Genomic DNA, 23,856 nt, shown 5'->3' on the forward strand with positions numbered 1-23,856 from the left:
CCCGCTCAGCCCCGGCCCAGCACCACCGTCCCCGACGAGCAGAACCAGCCCCCGGTGCCGGAGGCCACGGCCAACTGCGGCAGCCCCCCGTCCGGCCTCCGCACCTGCCGCCCCTCGCCCGCCTCCCCGCGCAGTTGACGCACGGCCTCGACGATCAGGAACAGCCCGCGCATCCCGGGGTGTTGGGCCGACAGCCCGCCCCCGTCGGTGTTCACCGGCAGCTCCCCGCCCACCAGCAGACGCCCCTTCCCGGCGTCCACGAACGCACCCCCCTCGCCCTTCGCGCAGAAACCGAGATCCTCCAGGGTCACGAGCGTCATGTAGGTGAAGGCGTCGTAGATCTCGGCGAGGTCGATCTCCTCCGGGCTCACCCCAGCCCGCTGGAACGCCAGCCGGCCGCTCACCGCCGCCGGGGACACCGTGAAGTCCTCCCACTCGGACATGGTGGTGTGCGAGACATGCTCGCCGGTGCCGAGGATCCACACCGGGTTCGTACGGCAGTCGCGTACGTACTCCTCGGCCGCGAGCAGCACCGCCGCGCCGCCGTCGGAGCGGATGCAGCAGTGCAGCTTGGTGAAGGGGTCCGCGATCATCGAGCCCGACAGGACGTCGTCGACGGTGATCGGGTCGCGGAACATCGCCTCCGGGTTCGCCGCCGCGTTCGCGCGTGCCTGGACGGCGACCGAGGCGAGCTGTTCCGGCGTCGTGCCGTACTGGTGCATGTGGCGGCGCGCGGCCATCGCGTACTTGGCGATGAGCGTGTGGCCGTACGGGACCTCGAATTGCAGCGGGCCGCGCGCGCCGAAGGAGAGGTTTCCCGTGCGCCGACCCGCCTTGACGTCCGCGCGAGCCGTCGAACCGTAGACGAGCAGCACCGCGTTCGCGTGGCCCGCCGCGATGGCGTCCGCCGCGTGCGCCGCCATGACCTCCCAGGTGGAGCCGCCGACCGAGGTGGAGTCGACCCACGTGGGCTTCAGGCCCAGGTATTCGGCCACCTCTATGGGGGCCAGGGTGCCCAGGCCCGCCGACGCGAAGCCGTCGATCACCGACCGGTCCAGACCCGAGTCGGTCAGCGCGCGGCGGGCCGCCTGGGCGTGCAGGGCGTACGGGGTCGCCTCGTCCACCCGGCCGCAGTCGGAGAGGGCTATGCCGACGACGGCGACCTTCCGCTGTCCTGTCCGCTGTCCTGGAGTCATGAATCTGACGGTACATCAGATAAGTCCTCCGCCGGGAGGTGGTCGCACCCCTGTGCATCTGCCACCCCTCGCCCTAACATGACGGCCCGTCAGATCCGGGAGGAGCCCACCCATGGACGCCCGTTTCACCGCCGAGCAGGACGAGATCCGCCGCACTGTGCGGGAGCTGCTGGTCAAGCGCTGCGGCCCGGACGAGCTGCGGGCCGCAGCGCGGACCTCCGCCGGTTACGACCCGGCGCTGTGGGAGGCGCTCGCGCAGCAGCTCGGGCTGCCCGGGCTCGCCCTTCCCGAGGCGTACGGCGGTGTCGGCTGCTCGGTGACCGAACTCGCCCTCGCCTGCGAGGAGTCGGGGCGCGCCCTCGCCCCCTCGCCGCTACTCGCGACCGCCGTCCTCGCCGCCCCGCTGATCCTGGCTCTCGGCACCGGGGCCCAGCGTGCCGCACTGCTGCCCCGCCTCGCCTCCGGCGAGCTGACCGCCACCCTCGCCGTACCGGGCGCGGGGCTCGCGACCGCGCTCGGGCTGGTCGGCGACAACCGCGGGGACTGGGCGGGCGACGGGCGCGCCGGGGGCGTACAGGCCCGGAGGGGCGAGGGTGCCTGGCGCCTCTATGGGCAGGCGGCACAGGTGCTCGACGGACACAGCGCGGGGCTGCTGGTGGTGGCCGCGCACACAGGAGGCTTCGCTCGGTCGCGGACGTTGCTGTTCCTCGTACGAGACGACGCCCAGGGGCTCGTACGAGTGCGGCAGACGTCCTTGGACGAGACGCGGCCGCAGGCCCGGATCGAACTTAGGGACGTGGACGCCGAGTTGCTCGGCGACGACGGCTGCGACGTGCCCGCCGTGCTCGCCGCCGTCGGGGACACCGCCGCCGCCGTGCTCGCCACGGAGGCCGTGGGCGCCGCCGACCGCGCGCTGGAGCGGACCGTCGAGTACGTGCGACAGCGCGAGCAGTTCGGGCGGGCGATCGGGTCCTTCCAGGCGGTGAAACACCGGCTCGCGGATGTGTACGTCGGGGTGCAGGCGGCGCGGTCGGCGGCGTACTACGCGGCGTGGGCGGCCGGCGCGGGCGGGGAACGGGTGGGTGCGCTGGCGCTCGCCCAGGCCCTGGAGGCGCTGCGCACCGCCGCCTCCGAGGGCATCCAGCTGCACGGCGGTATCGGCTTCACCTGGGAGCACGAGGCCCATCTCTACTTCAAGCGCGCCTCCGGCGACGAACTGCTCTTCGGTCCGGTGCACCGGCTGCGGGGGTACGCCGCCGACGCCGCGCGCCTCTTCGACGGCGGGGAGGTGGCGGTCTGATGGCCGGGGGCGAGGGGCCGGGCGGGGAGTCGGGCGGGGAGTCGGCTGTGGGGTCGAGCGAGGGGCCGGGTATGGGATCGGGTGGGGAGTCGGGTGGGGAGTCGGTTGTGGGATCGGGTGGGGGGCCGGCTGTGGGATCGGGCAAGGGTTCAGGTGCGGGGCCGAGGCGGATTCCCGGGGTTCGGCTGGTGCAGAAGGTGTCCTCGACGCGGGCCTTCGCCCGGGTCGCCCCGCACCTCGTCCCCGCCCTGGACCGCGCCGTGCACCGGCTGACCCGCGGCAAGGTGCTGCTCAGCGCGCAGATGCTGCCGGGCGTCATCCTCACCGCGCGCGGCGCGAAGAGCGGGCTGGAGCGGCGGACGCCGCTGGCCTGCATGCCCGAGGGTGCCTCACGGGATGGCGGCCCGGGAAGCTGGATCCTCATCGGCTCCAACTTCGGGCGTACGGACCATCCCGCCTGGACCGGCAATCTGCTCGCCCACCCTGACGCCGAGATCAGCTGGAAGGGCGAGGACATCGCCGTAACCGCTCATCTTCTCGAGGGCGAGGAGCGGGACGCGGCGTGGAAGGCCGTGCTGGCGTTCTGGCCGCCCTACGCCACGTATCAGGCGCGGGTCGACCGCGAGATCAGGCTGTTCCGCATCGTGCGGCGCTGAAGGACGTAACTCCGCCCGGGCGCCTGTCCGTAGCCCCCTGGGCGTCCGTCACCCCCGTGACCCGTCTGACGCAGGGGCGGTGCCGTCCGTCGGTTCGGCCTCACAGCGTGGCCAGGCGCTCCACCAGCAGAAATCCGCCGATGCCGAGCATCGCGGCCCCGGAGGTGCGAGCCACCGCGCGGGCCGCGGCCGGCCTCGCTCCCAGGACGACGCGGGCCAGCACGCCGACACCGAGGTAGACGGCGGCACAGCAGGCCATGTGGACCAGACCGAGCACGGCGGTCTGCGCAGCCACCGGCGCCCCGGCCGCCGGCCTGAGGAACTGCGGCAGTACGGAGAGGTAGAGCAGCAGGCCCTTGGGGTTGAGGCCACTGATCGCGGCCCCGCGGAGGAACGCGCGGGCGGGGGAGGGCTCGGGAGGCTCGGCGCTCGCCACCCGAGCGACGGCGTCGGTTCCCACGGTCGCCGAAGCGACGGCGTCGGTTCCGACGGTCGCCGAAGCGACGGCGTCGGTTCCGACGGCCATCGGAGCGACCGCGTCGGCTCCGGCCCTCACCCGAGTCACAGTCACAGCGTCGGCTCCTGCCGTCACCGGAGCGGCGATGTCGCCGCCTCCAGCGGCGCCAGGGGTCCCAGAAGTCCCAGGGGTCCCCGGCGTCGCCGGGCTCCGCAGGACCCCCCATCCAAGCCACACCAGATACCCCGCCCCCGCCACCGTGAGAGCGGTGAGCAGGCCCGGTGAGCCCGCGACCAGGACCGCCAGCCCGGCCACCGCGAGCAGCGTGTGCACGGCGTACCCGGCGACGAGTCCCGAGACGGCGGGGAACACCGACCGGCCGCGCAGTCCCGCGGAGATCGCGTACGCCCAGTCGGCGCCCGGTGCGCACACCAGCAGCAGATCCACGGCGAGAAACGCCGTGACCATTCCCCCATCCATTCCCCAGTCCATGCTGGGAACATTAGGCGCGATTGCCCCAAAGGTGTTTTCGAAGTTTGCCCATGATCGGGGATTCGGAGGGAGAATCTTCCTCATGGATGCCGTGGACCAGAAAATTCTTGCCGAGCTCCAACAGGACGGGCGGCTGACCGTGACCGAGCTGGCCGCGCGGGTGCGGCTCAGCGTCTCGCCGTGTCACCGGCGACTGCGGGAGCTGGAGCGGTCCGGCGCCATCCGGGGCTACCGCGCCGTCGTGGACCCGGCTGCGGTGGGCCTGACCTTCGAGGCGCTGGTCTTCGTCTCGATGCGCCAGGAGGACCGGGACACCGTCGCCGACTTCGAGCGCGCGCTGGCCGACATCCCCCACGTCCTGGACGCGCAACGGCTCTTCGGGGAACCGGACTATCTGCTGCGGGTCGCCACCGCCGACCTCGCCGCCTTCCAGCGGCTCTACGACGACCGGCTGGCGACGCTGCCGGGTGTGCAGCGGCTGACGTCGACGCTGGTGATGAAGCACGTGGTGACGGACCGCCCGCTGCCCGCATAGGGCCTCGACGGACTCCACAGCGCAGCGGGCGGCAGTCCACACCGGTGGACTGCCGCCCGCATGACAGGAATTGGGGCAAAAGAAAGGGGCGTACTACTTCGTCGGCTTCTTCCCGGTCACGCCGAGGTGCACCAACAGCGCCAGATTCGGCTTGAGTTCAGCCTGCTTGACGCCCCACGTCTGGAAACCCTTCTGGTGCGAGGCCACCGCCGCGAGCATGGCGACAAGGGAACCGGCCATCGCCGCCGGGTTCACGTCCTTGTCGACCTTGCCCTTGGCCTGGAGGTCGGCGACCGTGTCCGTAAGGGAGTTGTTCACGGAGTTCAGGATCTTCATGCGGATCTTGTAAAACCGTTTGTCGCCCTCGGCGGCGCCCAGATCGACGACCCTGAGGATCGCGTCGTTCTTGCGCCAGAACTCCAAGAAGCCGTCGACGAGTTCCTGGGCGGTCTGCCATCCGGCCTTGCCGACCCAGGAGCGCCCTTCGAGCAACTGGGTCAACCCCGCGCCCTCCGTGGCCATTTGCTCGGCGATCTCGAGGACGGCGCCTTCGACGTCCGGGAAGTACTGGTAGAAGGTCGCGGGTGAAGTGCCCGCCTTCCGGGCGACATCAATGACTTTGACGTCCCGGTAGGGCGAGGAGCTGAGCATCTCGCTGAGGCAGTCGAGCAGCTTCTGCCGGGTCGCCTGCCCTCGCCGTCCGGCCACGCGGCCGTCGACGGTACGCACTTGTCCTGTCATGCCGTCAGCTTACCGAGGGGTGATCGGAGCGCGATTCGGCCGACTGCAAATGGGGTGCGGGGGTGACTGCGGGGTCGATATGAGGGGAGCGTCGGTGGCCTGCGGGGTCGATATCAGGGGAGCGGTGGCGGGCTGGGGGCCGATGTCAGTGGAGTGGCGGTGGGGTGCGGGATGGAGGAGGGTGGGGTGCCGGGGAACGCGGCCGGAGTGCGGGTGGAGTGTGAGCCACCGCGCGCGGTGCATAAAAGGCCGTTAGCTTGACCGCATGGCCGAATCAGATGTTCCCTCTGATTTCCCAGAAGGCGTGCCCTGCTGGGTCGACGCGCAGCTCCCGGACGTGGAGGCGGGCAAGCGCTTCTACGGCGAGCTCTTCGGCTGGACCTTCGCGGAGGGGTACGGCCCCGACGGCCTGGCGCATCTCGACGGTGAGCCCGTCGCCGGTCTCACGGCCAAGCGGGACGGCCGGATGCCCACCGTATGGACGGTGTACTTCGCGACGCCCGACGCCACCGCACTCTCCCGGCGCATCACCGACGGGGGCGGGCAGCTCATCACGGCACCGACGCCGGTCGACTCCCTGGGCGTCATGGCCCTCCTGACCGACCCGGAGGGCGCCGTCTTCGGCCTCTGGCAGGCCGGCACCCATGCCGGCTTCGGCAGGCGGCACGAGCGGGGCTCCTTCTGCTGGGCCGAGCTGTACGCGCGGGACACCACGGCCGTCGACCGGTTCTACGGCGCCCTCTTCCACGACGCCCTCTTCGGCCCCGACGCGTCCCCCGACTTCGGCCGCGCGCCCGTCTCCGACGTCTTCCCGGCCCAGATGCCGCCGAACTTCCTCGTCCACTTCGGCGTCGAGGACTGTGACGAGGCACTCGGGACGGTGAACCGGCTCGGCGGACGGGTCCAGGCGACACCCTTCGACACGTCGTACGGACGGGTTGCCGTGGTCACGGACAATCAGGGGGCGTCGTTCGCCGTACTTCAGCGGTGACGCCGGGGCTTTTTGTCCTGAGACACCCCGATATGACCCCTGGTTCGCAACCTGTGGCCGAGCCAGGAAGAATCGGGGTGCGTGCCGCCATGGCGGTGCGGTGGTGAGACGCTGCACGGGGCCGCGTTCATACGTGGATGACGTGGCCCGTACGGGGAGGTGGCAGGCAAGTGGTGGATCAGCTGACGCAGCACGATCCGCGGCGGATCGGGCCGTTCGAGGTGCTGGGACGGCTGGGTGCCGGCGGCATGGGGCTGGTCTATCTCGCGCGCTCGGCTTCCGGCCGACGCGTGGCGATCAAGACGGTCAGGACGGAACTCGCCGAGGACCAGCTGTTCCGGGTCCGCTTCACGCGGGAGGTCGAGGCCGCGCGGGCGGTCTCCGGCTTCTACACGGCGGCCGTGGTCGACGCCGACCCACGCGCGGCCGTGCCGTGGCTGGCCACCGCGTATGTGCCCGCGCCCTCGCTCGAGGAAATAGTGAACGAGTGCGGGCCGCTCCCGGCCCAGGCGGTGCGCTGGTTGGCGGCGGGCGTCGCGGAGGCGCTCCAGTCCATCCACGGCGCGGGACTCGTGCACCGCGATCTGAAGCCCTCGAACGTCCTGGTGGTGGAGGACGGGCCGCGTGTCATCGACTTCGGCATCGCGTCCGGCGTCTCGAACACCCGCCTGACGATGACGAACGTCGCCGTCGGTACGCCCGCGTACATGTCGCCCGAGCAGGCGAAGGACTCGCGCAGCGTGACCGGCGCGAGCGACGTCTTCTCGCTCGGCTCGATGCTGGTCTTCGCCGCCACCGGGCACGCGCCGTTCCATGGCGCCAACCCCGTCGAGACGGTCTTCATGCTGCTGCGGGAGGGCCCGGACCTGGAGGGGCTCCCGGAGGAACTCCGTCCGCTCATCGAGTCCTGCATGCAGATGGAGGCGACGGGACGCCCCAACCCGGCCGACCTCCAGGCGCAGCTGGCTCCTCATCTCTTCGGCTCCGGCTCCGACGACAGCGGTACGGCGTCGGCGTGGCTGCCCGAGCGGGCGGTGGGCCTGATCGAGGCGCGCCGCGGGGGCCGTCCCGCGGTGAAGCCGTCGACGGGCGGCGGGGGGCGCAGTGGTGGACGCCCGGTCGTGTCGCAGCCTCCCTCGCACGCCCCCGTGCCCGTCGGGGCGCCCGACAGCGGTCCGGTACGGCTCGCCGGCGCCCAGGTGCCCATCGGCCCCGGGCCGCGCGTCGCCGACGCCCGTGCCGCCGCCGTCAAGGCGCCTCCTCCCGAGGCGGGCCTCGCCGCGTCCTGGTCCCGGCCGCGCGCCGGCGTGAACGGCGCCGATCCCGCGCCCACCGTGGCACCGCCCCCGCCCGCCGAGTCGGCCTCCGGCTGGCGCCCGTGGCGTTTCCGTATGTCGAACGACGTATGGGGTACGCCGTCGGTGGCGGACGACCTGGTCTACGTCACCTCCTTCGAGGTCCACGCACTGGACGTCGCGACCGGCCGGCGCCGCTTCAAGACGCGTGACGTGGCGTGGTCGATGGCGGTGGCGGACGGCCGGATCCACGCCTCCGACGGGCCGACGCTCTTCGCCCTGGACGCCCGGGAGGGCGGTGATCTGTGGCGACTGTCCACCGACGCCTGGGTGTACTCGCTCAGGGCCGACCGGGGGACGGTCGTCACCGGCACGCGCGGGGGCGGCGTACAGGCCTGGGAGGCCTCCAACGGACAGAAACTGTGGGAGCTCACCGGCGCCCAGACGGACTTCGAGTCCCCGGAGGCCGGGCCCGCCCTTCACGACGGCACGGTGTACGTCTGGAAGGACGCCCGGCTGCGTGCCCTGGAGGCCCGTACCGGTGAGGAGCGCTGGTCGTACCCGATCGGCGACGCGGCGTCGTGCGGCGGAGTCCCGATCCGCCTGACCCAGGCGCCCGACGGCTATGTGTACGTCTCCGCCGGCACCCGTGTGCTCGCCGTCGACGTGGCGAGCGGTCATGTCCGCTGGCACTTCGAGGCGCCCGCGGTCTTCCTCTGTCCGCCGACCTTCGTGCCGGGCCCGGCGGTCACGGGCGGCGGCGTCTACCTGGCCGACTACCTAGGCACGGTGTACGCCCTCGACGCCACCGACGGGCGTGACCGCTGGCGCATCGCCACCGAGTCGCGTGCCTCGATCGAGCCGGTCCTCGTCGCCGCGGGCCACGTCCACGTGGGCAGCGGCAAGGGCCTCTACACGCTCGACGCCGTCACCGGCACGCCGAAGTGGCGCTTCCAGGCGGGGGGCGACCTGGTGGGCGCGCCCGCCGTGGCCGAGGGCCGCATCCACTTCGGTTCCACGGACCACCTTCTCTACACCCTGAAGGCGGACGACGGCCGGCTCCGCTGGAAGCTCGCGACGGGCGGGGAGATCACCGGGGCTCCCGTCGTCAAGGACGGGGTGGTGTACGCCTGCAGCAAGGACCGCTGCGTGTACGCGCTGGACGCGGAGAAGGGGACGGGGACGGCTCGGACGACGTGACGGGGGCTGGGGGGAGTTTCGCCGCCCCGCACATTCCCGTACCTGGGGGCGACGCCCCTTCAGGGGCGGGGGGAACTGCGCGACAGTCCCCCACCGTTCCGCAGTCGAAAGGCCGGGTACGGGACGGGCAGGGGCAAAGGGGGCGAAAACTCGCCCGTGACGGCCGTCGTCAAGGCCACGGAAGGGGCTCCGTACGGCGGCCGTCGCTTCAGGAGAGCGGGCGCGGCCCCCGCTCTCGATGCAGACGCTACGCCCAGTGCGACGACCCCGCCACGCGGCGTCGCCCGCAGTCCCCGGCACCGCCGAGCAGACCTAGCGGAGCCGAAACCCGGGCCGCCGGGCCATGAAGAGCCCCGCCTGGCGCTCCCCGGAAAGGTTGCCCATCGAGACGAGCTGCGCCGCGTGCGCGAGCGCCTGCGCCCGGGCCGCCTCCTTGGCGAGCCACAACGCCCGCACGGTCCCCTGCACGGCCTCGACCGGATACGAGGCGATGGCGGCCGCACAGTCGACGGCCGCCGCCAACACCCCACCAGGGGCCGTCACTTCGGACACCAACCCCACCTCGTACGCCCGCCGCGCGGAGATCCGCTCGGCGGTCCCCGTCAACGCCATCCGCGCCACCTCCCCGAACGGCATCCGCTGCGCCATGTAGATGGACTCGTACGCGCTGACCATCCCGTACGTCGTGTGCGGATCGAAGAACGTCGCCTCCTCGTCCGCCACGATGAACTCGGCCTCCCCGAGCAGATAGAAGGCACCCCCGCACGCCATCCCGTTCACGGCCGCGATCACCGGCTTCCACAGGTCGTTCGCCTTCGGCCCGATCGCGACGAGCGGATCGTCCACCATGTACGGGGAGTTGGGCTGCGGCACGGCCACGTCCCGGTCGATCCCCGTGCAGAAGGCCCGCGCCCCTGCTCCCGTGACGACGACGGCCCGTACGGAGTCGTCGAACCGGAACTCCCGCCATGCGGCCGCGAGTTCGGCGGCCGTATCGAGGTCGATGGCGTTGAGTTTCTCGGGCCGGTCGAGGGTGAGGACGGCGACCCCGGTGTCCTTGTCGACGCTGACCCTCAGATGACCGCCACCGCCGCTCACGCTCGCTCCAGGACCCAGCGCGGCACGGACATGCCGTTCACCTCCGTGAAGGCCACCTGTACGCGCGCCCCGATCCGTAGCCGCTCCGGGAGAACGGAGTTGAGCGGCGCCTCGGGCCCGCTCACCAGATTCCCCACGAGCCGTATCCGCGGGGCCTCCGCCAGCTCCACCACGATCGCGTTGTACGGGGCCTGCTCCGCGTAGGCGGGCAGAAGCGGCGGATGGGGGATGACGTACGACCACACACGTCCCCTCCCGCTCATCTTCCGCCACTCGCTCTCGAAGGAGTGGCAGTGCGGGCAGCAGGGCCGGGGCGGAAAGCGGAGTTCACCGCAGTCGGAGCACGCCTGGATCCGGAGTTCGCCCTGGGCGGCGTACTGCCAGAAGGGCGCGCCGTCGTCGTCGAGGACGGGGGAGAGCAGGGCCTCGTTCGTGTAGGTCTTCATGCGAGCTCCTTCAGCTCCTCAGGTCTTCAGCTCCTCAGGCCCTCAGGCCCTCAGAAGAAGGGCGGAGGTCGGGACCCCCTCCCCGGCCGTGACCAGGCAGGTGGCCGCCCCCGGCACCTGCGCCGTACTCGTGCCCCGCAGTTGCTTCACGCCCTCATTGATGAGGTTGAAGCCGTGCACATACGCCTCGCTGAGACCGCCACCCCCTGTATTGATGGGCAGCAGCCCGCCGATCTCCAGCGCCCCGCCCTCCGTGAAGGCCGCGCCCTCGCCCCGCCCGCAGAAGCCGTATCCCTCCAGGGACAGGGGTATCAGCGGTGTGAAGGCGTCGTAGATCTGCGCGACATCCACATCCTCCGGCGTGAAGTCGGCGTGTTTCCACAGGTGTCGGGCGGCACTCCAGGCGGGCCCGGTGAGCGGGTCGTCGTTCCAGTAGTTGACCATGCCGTGGTGCTGGGCGGGCAGACCCTGGGCGGCGGAGTGGACGTACACGGGCCGCCGGCGGCAGTCCCGTGCCCGCTCGGCGGACACGATGACGCAGGCCAACGCGCCATCGGTCTCAAGGCAGTTGTCGAAGAGGCAGAGGGGTTCGCTGATCCATCGGGAGGTCATGTACATCTCGCGCGTGAGGGGTCGCTCGTACATGATCGCGGCGGGATTCTGGTTGGCCCGGTTGCGGCAGGCGAGCGCGACGTTGAAGAGGTGATCGCGGGTCGCGCCGTACTCGTGCATGTACCGGCGGGCCAGCATGCCGATCTCGTCGGCCGGGCGGAGCAGCCCGAAGGGGCGGGTCCACTGGGCGGGGGTGGGGAGTTGGACGTCGGTGTTCTTCCACGGCCGTGGGCCGGATCCCCTCTTCCGCGACCGCCAGGCGACCCCCACCGTCGCCTGCCCACTGGCGATGGCGCCGGCGAGGTGCGCGACGGTGGCACAGGAACCGCCCCCTCCGAACCCCACCTTGCTGAAGAAGCTGAGGTCACCGAGCCCGACGGCCTTGGCCACCTCCACCTCGTCCGTCTCCTCCATGGTGTAGGAGGCGAGCGCGTCGACTTCGGCGGGCGCGATCCCGGCGTCGTCGAGGGCGGCGAGGATGGCGCGGCAGGCCAAGGCCTTCTCGGATTCGGGGAGTTGCTTGGCGAAGGGGGTCTGTCCGATTCCGACGACGGCGGTGGCGTCCTTGATTCCCGCCATGCGCGCACCTCCCGATGGAGCACCGACTGCTGACAGGCCGTCAGGCTACAGCTAATCTGACGGTCAGTCAGCTAGTGGTCGTCGGTCATGGGAGGCGTGCGATGCGCGGGGACCTGGAGTGGGGCGGCATCCCGGGGCTGGTGCGCTCGGCGGCGACGCGCTTCGCGGACCGCGAGGCGGTCGTCGAGGGCCGTACCCGCGTCTCGTACGCCGAGTTGGGCGCCCGGGTGGAACGCGCGGCGGCGGCCTGCATGGCGAGCGGCGTACGACGGGGCGACCGGGTGGCCATCTGGGCCCCGAACACCCTCGACTGGATCGTCTCCGCGCTGGGCGCCGTCTCCGCGGGCGCGATCCTGGTGCCCCTCAACACCCGCTTCAAGGGCACGGAGGCGGCGTACGTCCTGTCCCGCAGCCGCGCGAAGCTGCTGTTCGTGACCGGAACCTTCCTGGGGACGTCGTACGTGGCGTCGCTGCGGAGGGCGTCCGGCGAGGGCCCCGGACCCGGCCCGCTGCCCGGCCTTCCGCACCTGGAGCAGGTGGTGGTACTCGCGGACGACGCCCCCGCCGACTTCCGTACCTGGAAGGACTTCCTGGCGGACGGGGAGGGCGTGGGAGCGGCGGACGTACGACAGCGGGCCGACACCCTCTCCGGCTCCGCACCCTCGGACATCATCTTCACGTCCGGGACCACGGGCCGTCCGAAGGGCGCGCTGATCACCCACGCGCAGACGCTCCGCGGCTACGAGATCTGGAGCGACCTCGCGGGCCTCCGTGAGGGCGACCGCTACCTGATCGTGAACCCCTTCTTCCACACCTTCGGCTACAAGGCGGGCATCGTGGCCTGCCTGATGCGCGGCGCGACGATGATCCCGCAACCGGTCTTCAACGTGGACACGGTGCTGGCGAACGTCGCCTCGGAACGCATCTCGGTCCTCCCGGGACCGCCCACCCTCCACCAGTCGCTGCTGGACCACCCGTCCCGGGACGCGTACGACCTCTCGGCTCTGCGCCTGGTCGTCACGGGTGCGGCGGTGGTGCCGCTGCGCCTGGTGGAACGCCTGCGCTCGGAACTCGGCGTGGACACGGTGCTGACGGCGTACGGCCTCTCCGAGGCGAGCGGCATCGTCACGATGTGCCGCCGGGGAGACGCGCCACCGGTGATCGCGTCGACCTCCGGGCGGGCGATCCCGGGCACGGAGGTACGGGTGGTGGGCGCGACGGGGGCGCCCCTCGGGCCCGGCTCCCCGGGAGAGATCGTGGTCCGCGGCTTCAACGTCATGCAGGGCTACTTCGAGGACGCGGCGGCCACGGCAGAGGTCCTGACGGAGGACGGCTGGCTGCGCACGGGCGACGTCGGCGTCCTGGACGAGGCGGGCAACCTCCGGATCACCGACCGCATCAAGGACATGTTCATCGTCGGCGGCTTCAACGCGTACCCGGCCGAGATAGAGCAACTCCTCGGCCTGCACCCGGACGTGGCCGACGTCGCGGTCATCGGCGTCCCGGACGGTCGACTGGGTGAGGTGGGCAAGGCGTACGTGGTCCGCCGCCCGGGTTCCGTCCTGACGGCCGACGACCTGATCGCCTGGTCCCGACGCGAGATGGCGAACTACAAGGTGCCGCGGGAGGTGGAGTTCGTGGAGGAGCTGCCTCGGAATGCGAGCGGGAAGGTGGTCAAGGGGGAGCTACGGGCGCGGTGAGGGGGTTCAGCGCGGCTTCGACCGGGCGTGCTCCCGGCACCCGCTGATCACGATCTCCGCCGGTCGCCGGCGGTTCGCTCGCGCCGGGGCGTGAGAGGCGTGCTCCCGGCGGGGTCAGCGCTTCACACTCGCCACGAAGGCGGACCAGGAGGAGGTTCGCAGGAGCAGGATCGGGCCGTCCTGGACCTTGGAGTCACGGACGGGGACGAGGTCGGGGAAACCGGGGGAGACCTCTACGCAGTCGCCGCCGGTGCCGTTGCTGTAACTGCTCTTGCGCCAGTGCGCGGTGCTCAAGTCAGTCCCGATGCTTGCCATATCGATAGTCCTCTGCCGCTGCCTGGATCATGGTGAGGGACGCCTCAGGGGGCAGTGCGGCGGCCCTGAGCAGATCGTACGACCCTCGGTACTGCTTCACGAGCGTTGGATAGTCGATGAGTTGACCGCTGTGGAGGCTCTCCGCGTACACCACTGGCGGAGCGTCTTTGAAGGTCATGAACTTGGTCATGCCCATCATGAACGGATGGGCCGCTGCGGTTTCCGGAACCATCTGCAAAATAGAGCGGGTGGTCCAGACCACCTCCGCGATGTGCTCCAGTAACTCGGCCATCCCTTCGTTCGGAAGGACCTGGCGGCGGATCAGTGACTCGTCGAGGATCGCCCAGAATGCAGGGGGCTTCTCGGCGTCGAAGAGCTCCGCCCGCGCCGTCCTGGCCGTCACCTTCTTCTCGACCTCTTCGTCCGAGGCTCGGGGCATGGCGGCCCGCACGATGGCGCGCGCGTACGCCGCTGTCTGCAGCAGGCCGGGCACCAGCATCGGCGCCCACTCCTCGATCGCCTCCGCATGCCGCTCCATCTCCGCCACGTCCGCGAAGTACTCCGCATGCCCCGATTGCCGTGCCCTGCGCGCATCTTCACAACGCCTTTGGAAAAAACCGTCCGTGCCCAGCTTCTCGTCCACATGCCGGGCCAGTTCCAGCGGCATGCGCCGCTCGCCACGCTCGATCTGACTCAGGAACGGGACGCCGTGGAAGCTTCCCTCCGCCAGTTGTTCGAGCGTGAGGCCCGCCAACTCCCTCCTGAAGCGCAACTCGGCGCCATAGAAGGAGGGAACGTTGGCCGAGGCGTCGGGGTCCTTGCGGGAGGGCACAACTCATCACCGCCGTTTGCCAGTTTGTTTGCGTAACCGAAACCCCTTTCACGGTACGCCGCACCACGCCACTGTGTGACTGCTTCGTCACAGAACGCATCCGCTGTGAGGCGGACAGGACAGGAAGGCGTATCCGTGCAACAACGCACCCCCACCGCCGACGACATGGAGATCTGCGCGGAGGAACTGCGCCAAGCCCTCGCCGCGCACGGCATCACGCTGCCCTCCCTGCGCGTGGACCTGCCGTGCTTCGCGGGCACGTACCCGCCCCCGGCAGGGCTCGTCGCACTCGGCAACTGCAACACCGCCACCGCGCGCAAGCCGGCGGCCGTACTCCGCGGGGCGGTCGGCCGGTGAAGCGACCGCCCCTGAAGATGGACGTGCTCGCCGTGCCGAAGGTCGTGCCCGAACTGCGGCACGCCGTGCGCGGCCACCTCGGCGGTCCGTGTCCCGAAGTGCAGCTCTGCGTCAGCGAGTTGGTCGGCAACGTCATTCGGCACGTGGGTGAGGGCACCCCCGTACGCGTACGTGTGACCCGGGCGGGCGGCCGTACCCGTGTCGAGGTCACCGACCCGGACCCGCGCGCCCTGCCTGTCCTCCTGCATGCCACCGGCGCGTGCGAGTCCGGGCGCGGTCTGGTGCTGCTCGACTCGCTGGCGCTGCGCTGGGGTGTGAAGCAGGGGAGCGCGTGGAAGACGGTCTGGTGCGAACTGGGTGAGGCGTGATGCTGTTGCTGCTCGCGCGCCTTGCGCAGGCGGGCGATGGTTTCGGCGGGCGAGCCGGCCTTCGGGTCGGCCGGCCTGAGGCGGCTGCGGGCGCCGGACCCACCGCGCAGCGGGCCTTCGAGCGCGGCCGTCAGGGCGGCAAGGGTGACGAGCGGGGCCCGGCGAAGTGCGGGGCACACGTCGGCCGCGACGGCTCCCCCTCCGCGCCGTCGCGGCCGATCCCCGTGTGGGATGAAGGTCTAGCTGGGCTCGGACGTCACGTGGGTGTTGTCCGGGGTGGCTGTGCCGTCGTCGCCGGTGACGGTGTTCAGCGGCTTGATCGGGCTGCTGGTCACATGGGTGTTGAGCGGCGTGATTTCCTCGCCGTCCTCACCACCGGTGACGTGGGTGTTGTCGGGCTCGACGATCGGCTCGTTCTTCTCTGCATCGCTCATGGTGCTGCCTCCCCTTGGTGGCTCTTGCTGAACTGGGGGCCCGCCCGGCCATTCCCCCGAGGACGGCCGGACGGGCCACTCGGGTCGCCAACCCTAGACTGCGAGTGCGGCGACCTCATCGGCGGTCCGTCTGCCCCCCGACGCGACGGATCGACAACCAAGAGAGTGCCGGGTGGCGATAAACGAACGATGAACGCCCCGCCGGACCTACGCGGCGGCGACCGGAGTGAGAAGCGCCCTCACCTCTGCGGCCTCCGGCGACCCCAACGCCTCGTAGATCTCCAGGGCTTCGCGCCAGCAGACCTGCGCCCTCCCGGACTGTCCGATCCCGTGCAGCGCCTTTCCCAGCACGGTCAGCACATTGCCTCGGCGCCATTCGCCGCCGATACCGCGCAGCACCGTGAGCGCCATCTCGGCGTTGCTCGCGGCGCGAGCCGACTTGCGCGCATCCAGCTCGACTTCCGCCAGGCGGCAGAGAGCCATGCCCTCCCACAGACGCTGACGGCTGTCGCGGAAGACCCGCAGCGCTTCTTCGAGCTGGGCCGTGGCATCGGCGTGCTGGCCGCTCTTGCCGAGGGCCATGCCGAGCGCATAACGGCCGTTCGCCACGCGAAGGGAGTGGCCCAACGTCTCGTAGATCTCCGTACCTTGGCCGGCGAGAGCGACAGCGCTGTCGGCACGGCCCGTCGCGAGGTGCAGACGGGACAGGTTGCAGAGCGGGCTTGCCGAGCCCGCCAGATCGCCGCAGGCGCGGAACTCCTCGATGGCGCGGCTGAAGTACCCCTCAGCGTCCACGTAGCGCTTCTGGTAGAAGGCGATGCTCCCGAGGATGTTCGCTGCCCAGCAGCAAGGAAGCGGGTCTTCGGACGCCTCGGCGAGCTGGAGGGCCTGCTGCGCCTCGCGGTAGGCCTGATCGAACACTCCGGAGAACAGGCGTGCGTTGCTCAGTACGACGCAGGCCCGACCCTCCGCGTGGACGTCCGACTGGGCTCGGGCAGCGTCACGCAGGGCAGTTGCGGCCGCCTCGTATTCCCGCGAATTGGCTCCCGACTCCGCCAGGTCGACGGCGGCCCACAGAAGATCGATCGCGCGCCGCAGTGTTCCGGCTCCTGCCGATTGCCGTACGCAGGCGAGAAGCGGTACGGCTTCGGAGTAGAGCCAGTCCCAAGAGGCCTGTCGGTTCGCGAAGGCCAGGCCCGGCGTCCCGGTCGGCTCCAGATGATCCACCAGCCGATCCCCGGGCCGCTCGATCGCGTAAACCCCCGCTGCCGTGGCCAAATAGAAGTCCAGCAACCGCGACATCGCCGCGACCCGCTCGCTCGGCGGCTGCTCGTCCCGCTCCGCGCACGCACGCGCGTAGAGCCGGACCAGGTCGTGGTACCGGTAGCGGCCGGGCGCCGCAGACTCCAGCAGGGAGGTGTCGACGAGGGACTCCAGGAGGTCCTCGGTGTCCTCGACCGGGAGGTCCAGGACCGCGGCCGCGGCGGCGAGCGAGATGTCCGGGCCGTCCGCCAGGCCGAGGAGCCGGAAGGCGCGCGCCTGCGCCGGCTCCAGCTGGCCGTAGCCCAGCTCGAAGGTGGCCTTCACGGCCAGGTCGCCCGCCTGGAGCTCGTCCAGCCGCCGCCGCTCGTCCGCGAGCTTCGCCGCCAGGACCGAGACCGTCCAGGTGCGGCGGGCGGCCAGGCGGGACGCGGCGATGCGGATGGCCAGGGGGAGGAAGCCGCACGCCGCGACCACGTCGAGCGCGGCCTCGCGCTCCGAGGCGACCCGCTCCTCTCCCACGATCTTCGTGAAGAGCTGGAGCGCCTCCTCGGGGGACATCACGTCCAGGTCGACCAGATGGGCGGCCGCCAGGTCCACCATCCGGATCCGTGACGTCACCAGCGCCGCGCAGCCCTCCGTGCCCGGCAGCAGCGGACGCACCTGTGCGGCGTCCCGCGCGTTGTCCAGCAGTACCAGCACCCTGCGGCCGTCCAGGACCGAGCGGTACAGGGCCGAGCGCTCCTCCAGGGAGTCCGGGATCGCCGAGTCCGCCGTACCCAGGGCCCGGAGGAAGGCTCCCAGCACCGTCTCCGGCTCCGCCGCCCGCGGCCCGGCGCCCTGCAGGTCCACGTACAGCTGCCCGTCCGGGAAGGCGCCGCGCGCCTGGTGCGCCACATGTACCGCGAGGGTCGTCTTGCCCACGCCGCCGATCCCCGCCAGCGCCGAGACCGCCATCACCCGGCCCTCGGCGGAGGAGGCGGAGGCCAGGACGTCGCTCAGCTCCTGGACGAAGGAGGCGCGGCCCGTGAAGTCCGTGACGGTGGCGGGAAGCTGGGCCGGGCGGACCGGCGTCGTCGCGGGCTCCGCCGCCGGAGCCGACGGCTCCGCGAGGCCGGGGTCCGCCTGGAGGATGCGCTGCTGGAGTTCCTTCAGGCCCGCCCGCGGGTCCACTCCCAGCTCGTCGGCCAGCAGGCGCCGGGTGTCCGCGTACACGGCCAGCGCCTCCGCCTGGCGGCCGGAGCGGTACAGCGCCAGCATCAGCAGCTCGCGGAGCCGCTCCCGCAGGGGATGCGCCGCGGTCAGGGCGGTCAGCTCGGAGACCGCCTCCGCGTGGCAGCCCTGCTCCAGGTCCATGTCGAGACGGGCCTCCAGGAGTTGCAGGCGCCACTCCTCCAGGCGGGCCCGCTGTGTCTCCGCGTACGGGCCGGGGATGCTCGCCAGCGGCTCCCCGTCCCACAGATCGAGCGCGTCCCGGAGCAGCACGCGGGCCCGGGAGAGCTCTCCGGCGCCGCGCGCCTTCTCGGCGTCGGACGCCAGTTCCTGGGCCCGGGCGACGTCCAGCGCGCCTTCCCCGAGCGATCGGATCGCGTATCCGCCCGACTCGCTGACCAGGACCTCGGGGCCCAGTGCCTTCCTGAGCCGGGACGCGTAGGTGCGTACGGCGGCCAGTGCCTGGGACGGGGGCTCGTCGCCCCACAGGGCGTCGATGAGCTCGGACGCCGTCGCCGTGCGGCCCTCGCGGAGCAGCAGCGCGGCGAGCAGGGCGCGTTGTTGCGGGGAGCCCGCCGGCAGGGGTTCTTCCTCGCGCCAGGCGCGCACCGGACCGAGCACGCTGAAGCGCAACGCCGCCGATTCCTCGGGACGCCGCTGCTCCGGTACTCGCGGCACACCGTCCATCGCTGTCCCCCTGCCGAACCGTCAGTGCAACGAGGCCAGTTTGCCTTGTTCATGGCGGATGCGTCAGCCGTGGGAGACAGCGATCACAGGGCGCCGCACGCTACACCACAAGGCCCTCACACGGTCTCCCCACACGTCCGCACAGATTTACTCGACCCGGAGGTGCGGAAGAGCTAGCTGACGGACCGTCAGATCAGCGCTACCGTGAACCTCATGGAGACATCCCGGACCTTCCCGAAGATCATCTCGGTGGACGACCACACGGTGGAGCCACCCGACGTCTGGCGCGACCGGCTGCCCGCGAAGTACCAGGACACCGGGCCCCGCATCGTCCGCGCACCCCTGAAGGAAATGACCTTCCTGGGCGGGAAGTTCGCCCCCGTCATGGGCAGCCCGGGCGACGAGGGCCCGATCGGCGACTGGTGGGTGTACGAAGACCTCCACCGTCCGCTCACCCGCCTCGACACCGCTGTCGGATACGACAGGGACGAGATACGCCTCGAAGTCATCACGTACGAGCAGATGCGGCCGGGGTCGTACGACGTCCCCCAGCGTCTGGCCGACATGGACATCAACCACGTGCAGTCCGCCCTCTGCTTCCCCACCTTCCCGCGCTTCTGCGGGCAGACGTTCACCGAAGCCAAGGACCGCGAGCTGGGCCTTCTCGGAGTGAAGGCCTACAACGACTGGATGGTGGAGGAGTGGTGCGGGCCGGCCGCCCGGGGGCGTCTCATCCCCCTCACCCTCATTCCGCTCTGGGACGCCGAACTTGCGGCGGAAGAAGTACGGCGCAATGCCGCCCGTGGCGTACGCGCGGTGGCCTTCTCCGAGATTCCGCCGCATCTGGGGCTTCCGTCCGTGCACACCGACGCATGGGACCCCTTCCTCGCCGCCTGCGACGAGACCGGCACGGTGATCGCCATGCACATCGGCTCCTCCAGCCGCATGCCGTCGACCTCCGCCGACGCCCCGCCCGCCGTCGGCTCCACCATCACCTTCGCCAACTGCTGCTTCTCGATGGTGGACTGGCTGATGAGCGGGAAATTCGAGCGCTTTCCGAACCTGAAGGTGATGTATGCGGAGGGGCAGATCGGGTGGATCCCGTACATCCTCGAACGTGCGGATGTGGTGTGGGAGGAGAACCGCGGCTGGGGTGGCGTCGCCGACAAGGTCCACCGGCCGCCGTCCGAACTCTTCGCCGAGCATGTCTACGGCTGCTTCTTCGACGACGCCTTCGGGCTGAAGAACCTCGACGCCGTCGGCGTCGGCAACGTCCTCTACGAGACCGACTACCCGCACTCCGACTCGACCTGGCCGAAGTCGAAGGAGGTCGGCGAGGCCCAGATGGGGCACCTGGCCCCGGACGTCGTCGAGCGGATCGTGCGGGGGAACGCGATCGAGCTGCTGGGGCTGACGGAGGACGGGCTGTGGCCCCGGGGAGGCGCCGGTTAACGATTCGGGAACTCCCGCCGTCTTCCAGGGCAACCCTGCCACCACCACGGGAGTCGTAGTGGCGGCGGAGTGAGGATCTTGACTTCTCCGTCGGGCAGCTGCACTTTCAGCGCGGGAGTTGGGTTCCACATGGGAAGACGCAAGTTTCGTTCTCGCCTCGGACTCGTGGCCGCCGTGGCCGTCGCCGGAGCCGTTGTCGGCCCGGTGAGCGCGCACGCGGCCGGTACGGCGAGCGCCGGGGCGACGAGCGTGCGCGCCGACTTCAACGGCGACGGGTACACGGACCTCGCCGTCGCCGCCCCCTGGGGCACGGTCGGCGGGTACGCCCGTGCCGGGTACGTGAGCGTCGTGTACGGCTCCTCGCTGGGGCTGGACATCAAGCACCGGCAGGTCATCAGCCAGAACACGGCCGGCATACCCGGCGCCGCCGAGACCGGCGACTGGTTCGGCTGGGGCCTGTCCCTCGGCGACCTGGACGGCGACGGGTACGCGGACCTGGTCGTCGGTGCGAGCGGCGAGGACATCGGGACCGTGGATGACGCGGGCACCGTGACCGTCGTCTGGGGCGGGAAGGCGGGGCTGTCCGGCGGCAAGGTCGTGGCGACTGGCGGCACGCTCGGCCTGGTCGCGCCCCGGCATGTCACCGTCGGCGACTTCAACGGTGACGGTCACCTCGACGTGGCCACGGACAACCACCTGCTGACCGGTCCGTTCACCCGCACCGCCGGTGCCGCGGCGACCGCGGACATCGCCTTCGACCTCAGCAATGAAGACGCCGGCTTCACCATCGACGACGTCGCCGCCGGGGACGTCGACCACGACGGCATCACCGACCTCGTCGGGCTCGTCCACACCCCCACCGAGGAGGGGCCGCCGGGCGCCGCCTATCGCATCGCCTACCTCCACGGCACCAAGCAGGGGCTGAGCGACCTGGTCGTCCTGAAGCGGTCCGACGGCACCGACATGCCCGGCGGCTCCAGCCTCGGCATCGGCGACGTGAACAAGGACGGGTACGCCGACCTGGTCGTCGGGCGCCCCGTCGACGGCCAAGGTGAGGAATCCGTCGAGCCGGCGCTCCTCGGCGGGCAGGTCGGCGTGGTGTACGGCTCGGCGAGCGGGCCCGACACCTCCCGTACGACGGTGATCAACCAGGACACGGCGGGTGTGCCCGGAGTGTCCGAGTACGGCGACGACTTCGGCCTGGGCATCTCCGTCGGGGACACCAACGGCGACGGGTACGCGGACGTGGCCGTCGGCTCCCCGGGTGAGGACATCGGCACGGTCACCTCGGCGGGCGCCGTGGCAGTGCTGCGCGGCGGAGCGTCCGGCCTCACCGGCAGCGGCGCCGTGTCCTTCAGCCAGAACACCACGGGTGTGCCCGGCACCGCCGAGAAGGGCGACCTCTTCGGCGGGCACACCGCGCTGGCCGACACCAACCACGACGGCCGTGCCGAGCTGTATGTCGCCGCGCACGGCGAGAACACCTACGACGGCGCCGTCTGGGCCTTCCGCTCCACCAGCACCGGCCCGACCGCCTCCGGCTCGGTCTCCTTCGGGCCCGCCGACGTCGGCGCGCCCGTCACCGACGCCTGGTTCGGCTACGGCTTCGCCCGCTGACGCACAGCCCACGCGCCCTGTCCCGGGCAACAGCCCCGGCGGACATGTTCCGCCGGGGCTTCCCCTTGTCTGACGCGGCGTCAGCGACGACTATGTGCGAGTCCCATTCAATCTGACGGTCCGTCAGTCGGGCGGCCGTCGGTCAGGCAAGGGGGTCGTCGTGCCCGTCCCGTCCGAGGAACGCCTCTCCTACGGCATCCAGCTCCCCGTCCAGTCCCAGAGCACCCTCTTCGCGGAACCCTGGGAAGCCGCCGCCGGCCCCGACGACCTCGTCGAGATCGCCCGCGCCGCCGACCGCGCCGGATTCGCCTATGTCGCGAGCTGCGACCACGTCGCCATCCCGCGCAGGCTCGCGGGCGCGATGAGCACCGTCTGGTACGACCCGGTCGCCACCCTCGCCTTCCTCGCGGGCGTGACCGAGCGCGTCCGGCTGCTCAGTCATGTCGCGATCGTCGGGCTCAGGCATCCGCTCGTCACGGCCAAGCAGTACGCGACCCTCGACCATCTGTCGGGCGGCCGTCTGGTCCTCGGGGTGGGCGCCGGGCACGTGCGGGAGGAGTTCGAGGCGGTCGGGGCCGACTTCGAGCGCCGGGGAGCCGTCCTCGACGAGACGATCGACGCGCTGCGCGCCGCGCTCGGGTCGGACGAGTTCCCCGTCCACCACGGCAAGACGTACGACTTCGAGGGCCTCGGCCAGCGGCCCAGGCCCGCCCAGGAGCGGGTCCCCGTGTGGGTGGGCGGCTCCTCGCCCGCCGCCGTGCGCCGGGCCGCGCTGCGCGGCGACGGCTGGCTGCCGCAGGGCGATCCGCGCGACCGGCTGCCGGGGCAGATCGCCCGGCTCCGGGAGCTGCGCGCCGGGGCGGGGATCGAGGAACCCCTGACCGTCGGCGCCATCACCGAGCCGCTGTACGTCGGCGAGCCCGGCTGGGAGGTCGGGCGGCGCACGCTGAGCGGGCCGCCCGAGGCTCTGGCCGAGTCGCTGCGGGAGTACGGCGCGATGGGCGTGCACCAGATACAGGTGCGGTTCCGCAGCCGGAGCCGCGAGGAACTCACGGACCAGATCGCGGCGTTCGGCGCGGACGTCGCGCCCCACCTCAACTAGGGAGTCAGGGCATGGGCAAGTTGGACGGGCGGGTCGTCCTCATCACCGGAGCGGCGCGCGGGCAGGGCGAGCAGGAGGCGCGGCTGTTCGTCGAGGAGGGCGCGCAGGTCGTCCTGGCCGACGTGCTCGACGACCAGGGGGAGACGCTGGCCAAGGAGATCGGCGCGCGGTACGTGCACCTCGACGTGAGCCAGGAGGCCGACTGGCGCGCGGCGACCGCGGCCGCGAAGGCGGCGTACGGGCGCATCGACGGCCTCGTGAACAACGCCGGAATCCTCCGCTTCAACGAGCTGGTCGACACGCCTCTCGACGAGTTCCAGCAGATCGTGCAGGTCAACCAGGTCGGGGTGTTCCTCGGGATCAAGAGCGTCGCCCCCGAGATCGCGGCGGCGGGAGGCGGGACCATCGTGAACACCGCCTCGTACGCGGGGCTCACCGGGATGGCGTGGGTGGGGGCGTACTCCGCGACCAAGCACGCCATCGTCGGGCTGACCCGGGTGGCTGCCCTGGAGCTCGCCGCCAAGAAGATCCGGGTGAACGCCGTCTGCCCGGGAGCCATCGACACCGCCATGAGCAACCCCGCCCAGCTCGACCCGGACGCCGACCCCGCCGACAGTGCGGCGGCCTCTCAGGCGCTCGACGAGCTGTACCGCAAGCTCGTGCCGCTCGGGCGGATCGGCCGGCCGGAGGAGGTGGCCCGCCTCGCCCTCTTCCTGACCGGCGAGGACTCCTCGTACATCACCGGGCAGCCGTTCGTGATCGACGGGGGGTGGCTGGCGGGGGTGAGCGTTCTCTGAGCGCGCGGCAAGCCATCAGCTGACATGGCGTCAGCTATTGACGGTGCATGGGTGCGGTGCAACAGTCGGCGGCAGATGAATCTGACGGTACGTCAGATCAGGCTGATCCTAACTTTGGGGACGGT

At 71.3% G+C, this 23,856-nt stretch carries 22 protein-coding genes; 12 read left to right on the forward strand and 10 right to left on the reverse strand.

The annotated features are described in order from the left end of the window. Positions 1 to 5 precede the first annotated feature (5 nt). On the reverse strand, positions 6 to 1,196 hold the full coding sequence (locus tag IEY95_RS13750; protein WP_189186272.1) for a thiolase C-terminal domain-containing protein: 1,191 nt from the start codon (positions 1,194 to 1,196) through the stop codon (positions 6 to 8). A gap of 112 nt (positions 1,197 to 1,308) precedes the next feature. Between IEY95_RS13750 and IEY95_RS13755 the strand changes: the two genes are divergently transcribed. Then, entirely contained in the window at positions 1,309 to 2,496 is a 1,188-nt protein-coding gene (locus IEY95_RS13755; RefSeq protein WP_189186273.1) for an acyl-CoA dehydrogenase family protein, read from the forward strand. Positions 2,497 to 2,666: 170 nt separating this feature from the next. Further along, entirely contained in the window at positions 2,667 to 3,152 is a 486-nt protein-coding gene (locus IEY95_RS13760) for a nitroreductase family deazaflavin-dependent oxidoreductase (protein ID WP_189186498.1), read from the forward strand. 100 nt (positions 3,153 to 3,252) lie between these two features. Here the strand turns inward: IEY95_RS13760 and IEY95_RS13765 are convergent, their stop codons facing one another. Further along, positions 3,253 to 4,185 (reverse strand): LysE family translocator, encoded by a 933-nt coding sequence (locus IEY95_RS13765; protein WP_444544765.1) that lies wholly within the window; start codon positions 4,183 to 4,185, stop codon positions 3,253 to 3,255. Between IEY95_RS13765 and IEY95_RS13770 the strand changes: the two genes are divergently transcribed. Further along, positions 4,184 to 4,636, forward strand: a complete 453-nt coding sequence (locus tag IEY95_RS13770) for an Lrp/AsnC family transcriptional regulator (RefSeq protein WP_189186274.1) — start codon at positions 4,184 to 4,186, stop codon at positions 4,634 to 4,636. The genes IEY95_RS13765 and IEY95_RS13770 overlap by 2 nt on opposite strands. Positions 4,637 to 4,729: 93 nt before the next feature. Here IEY95_RS13770 and IEY95_RS13775 read toward each other — a convergent pair whose 3' ends face one another. Beyond that, complete coding sequence (locus IEY95_RS13775; protein ID WP_189186275.1) at positions 4,730 to 5,377, reverse strand: TetR family transcriptional regulator; 648 nt, start codon at positions 5,375 to 5,377, stop codon at positions 4,730 to 4,732. 265 nt (positions 5,378 to 5,642) lie between these two features. On the opposite strand from IEY95_RS13775, the gene kbpA reads away from it, so the two are divergent. Both kbpA and IEY95_RS13785 read left to right on the forward strand, forming a co-directional pair. Continuing rightward, entirely contained in the window at positions 5,643 to 6,368 is a 726-nt protein-coding gene (kbpA, locus tag IEY95_RS13780; RefSeq protein WP_189186276.1) for an AfsK-binding protein KbpA, read from the forward strand. A 170-nt stretch (positions 6,369 to 6,538) separates the two neighbouring features. Beyond that, the gene (locus IEY95_RS13785; protein ID WP_189186277.1) at positions 6,539 to 8,863 is read left to right on the forward strand and encodes a serine/threonine-protein kinase; all 2,325 of its coding nucleotides are present in this window, start codon (positions 6,539 to 6,541) and stop codon (positions 8,861 to 8,863) included. Positions 8,864 to 9,175: 312 nt separating this feature from the next. Here the strand turns inward: IEY95_RS13785 and IEY95_RS13790 are convergent, their stop codons facing one another. The 3 genes from IEY95_RS13790 to IEY95_RS13800 are packed head-to-tail and all read right to left on the reverse strand — an operon-like array spanning position 9,176 to position 11,598. Beyond that, positions 9,176 to 9,961, reverse strand: coding sequence for an enoyl-CoA hydratase/isomerase family protein (locus IEY95_RS13790; RefSeq protein ID WP_229702885.1), 786 nt, complete (start codon positions 9,959 to 9,961; stop codon positions 9,176 to 9,178). Further along, on the reverse strand, positions 9,958 to 10,407 hold the full coding sequence (locus IEY95_RS13795; RefSeq protein ID WP_229702887.1) for a Zn-ribbon domain-containing OB-fold protein: 450 nt from the start codon (positions 10,405 to 10,407) through the stop codon (positions 9,958 to 9,960). The genes IEY95_RS13790 and IEY95_RS13795 overlap by 4 nt, the downstream gene beginning before the upstream one ends. Positions 10,408 to 10,449: 42 nt before the next feature. Continuing rightward, positions 10,450 to 11,598, reverse strand: coding sequence for a lipid-transfer protein (locus IEY95_RS13800; protein ID WP_189186278.1), 1,149 nt, complete (start codon positions 11,596 to 11,598; stop codon positions 10,450 to 10,452). Between the two features lie 101 nt (positions 11,599 to 11,699). Between IEY95_RS13800 and IEY95_RS13805 the strand changes: the two genes are divergently transcribed. Then, the gene (locus tag IEY95_RS13805; RefSeq protein ID WP_189186279.1) at positions 11,700 to 13,298 is read left to right on the forward strand and encodes a FadD3 family acyl-CoA ligase; all 1,599 of its coding nucleotides are present in this window, start codon (positions 11,700 to 11,702) and stop codon (positions 13,296 to 13,298) included. 114 nt (positions 13,299 to 13,412) lie between these two features. Here the strand turns inward: IEY95_RS13805 and IEY95_RS13810 are convergent, their stop codons facing one another. Both IEY95_RS13810 and IEY95_RS13815 read right to left on the reverse strand, forming a co-directional pair. Further along, entirely contained in the window at positions 13,413 to 13,613 is a 201-nt protein-coding gene (locus IEY95_RS13810) for a DUF397 domain-containing protein (RefSeq protein WP_189186280.1), read from the reverse strand. Continuing rightward, complete coding sequence (locus tag IEY95_RS13815) at positions 13,594 to 14,445, reverse strand: helix-turn-helix domain-containing protein (RefSeq protein WP_189186281.1); 852 nt, start codon at positions 14,443 to 14,445, stop codon at positions 13,594 to 13,596. Before IEY95_RS13815 ends, IEY95_RS13810 begins: the two co-directional genes overlap by 20 nt. A 135-nt stretch (positions 14,446 to 14,580) precedes the next feature. Here IEY95_RS13815 and IEY95_RS13820 point away from each other — a divergent pair, with 135 nt between their 5' ends. Both IEY95_RS13820 and IEY95_RS13825 read left to right on the forward strand, forming a co-directional pair. Next, a complete protein-coding gene (locus tag IEY95_RS13820) occupies positions 14,581 to 14,802 on the forward strand; it encodes a hypothetical protein (RefSeq protein WP_373294467.1) in 222 nt (73 codons plus the stop codon). Positions 14,803 to 14,819: 17 nt separating this feature from the next. Next, a complete protein-coding gene (locus IEY95_RS13825; protein WP_189186502.1) occupies positions 14,820 to 15,170 on the forward strand; it encodes an ATP-binding protein in 351 nt (116 codons plus the stop codon). Positions 15,171 to 15,409: 239 nt separating this feature from the next. Here the strand turns inward: IEY95_RS13825 and IEY95_RS13830 are convergent, their stop codons facing one another. Both IEY95_RS13830 and afsR read right to left on the reverse strand, forming a co-directional pair. After that, positions 15,410 to 15,604 carry a hypothetical protein gene (locus IEY95_RS13830; protein ID WP_189186282.1) on the reverse strand — a complete coding sequence of 65 codons (195 nt, stop codon included), beginning with the start codon at positions 15,602 to 15,604 and terminating at the stop codon, positions 15,410 to 15,412. A 207-nt stretch (positions 15,605 to 15,811) separates the two neighbouring features. Continuing rightward, on the reverse strand, positions 15,812 to 18,763 hold the full coding sequence (gene afsR, locus IEY95_RS13835) for an SARP-family global regulator AfsR (protein ID WP_189186283.1): 2,952 nt from the start codon (positions 18,761 to 18,763) through the stop codon (positions 15,812 to 15,814). 213 nt (positions 18,764 to 18,976) lie between these two features. On the opposite strand from afsR, the gene IEY95_RS13840 reads away from it, so the two are divergent. The 4 genes from IEY95_RS13840 to IEY95_RS13855 all read left to right on the forward strand — a co-directional run bounded on the left by IEY95_RS13840 (position 18,977) and on the right by IEY95_RS13855 (position 23,731). Next, the gene (locus IEY95_RS13840; protein ID WP_189186284.1) at positions 18,977 to 20,215 is read left to right on the forward strand and encodes an amidohydrolase family protein; all 1,239 of its coding nucleotides are present in this window, start codon (positions 18,977 to 18,979) and stop codon (positions 20,213 to 20,215) included. 165 nt (positions 20,216 to 20,380) lie between these two features. Further along, on the forward strand, positions 20,381 to 21,832 hold the full coding sequence (locus IEY95_RS13845) for an FG-GAP-like repeat-containing protein (protein WP_229702889.1): 1,452 nt from the start codon (positions 20,381 to 20,383) through the stop codon (positions 21,830 to 21,832). 160 nt (positions 21,833 to 21,992) lie between these two features. Beyond that, positions 21,993 to 22,934 (forward strand): LLM class F420-dependent oxidoreductase, encoded by a 942-nt coding sequence (locus tag IEY95_RS13850; protein WP_229702891.1) that lies wholly within the window; start codon positions 21,993 to 21,995, stop codon positions 22,932 to 22,934. 11 nt (positions 22,935 to 22,945) lie between these two features. Continuing rightward, positions 22,946 to 23,731 (forward strand): SDR family NAD(P)-dependent oxidoreductase, encoded by a 786-nt coding sequence (locus IEY95_RS13855; protein ID WP_189186286.1) that lies wholly within the window; start codon positions 22,946 to 22,948, stop codon positions 23,729 to 23,731. The last annotated feature ends 125 nt before the right edge of the window (positions 23,732 to 23,856 follow it).

The organism is Streptomyces albiflavescens (assembly GCF_014645835.1).
Classification (GTDB): Bacteria; Actinomycetota; Actinomycetes; order Streptomycetales; family Streptomycetaceae; genus Streptomyces; species Streptomyces albiflavescens.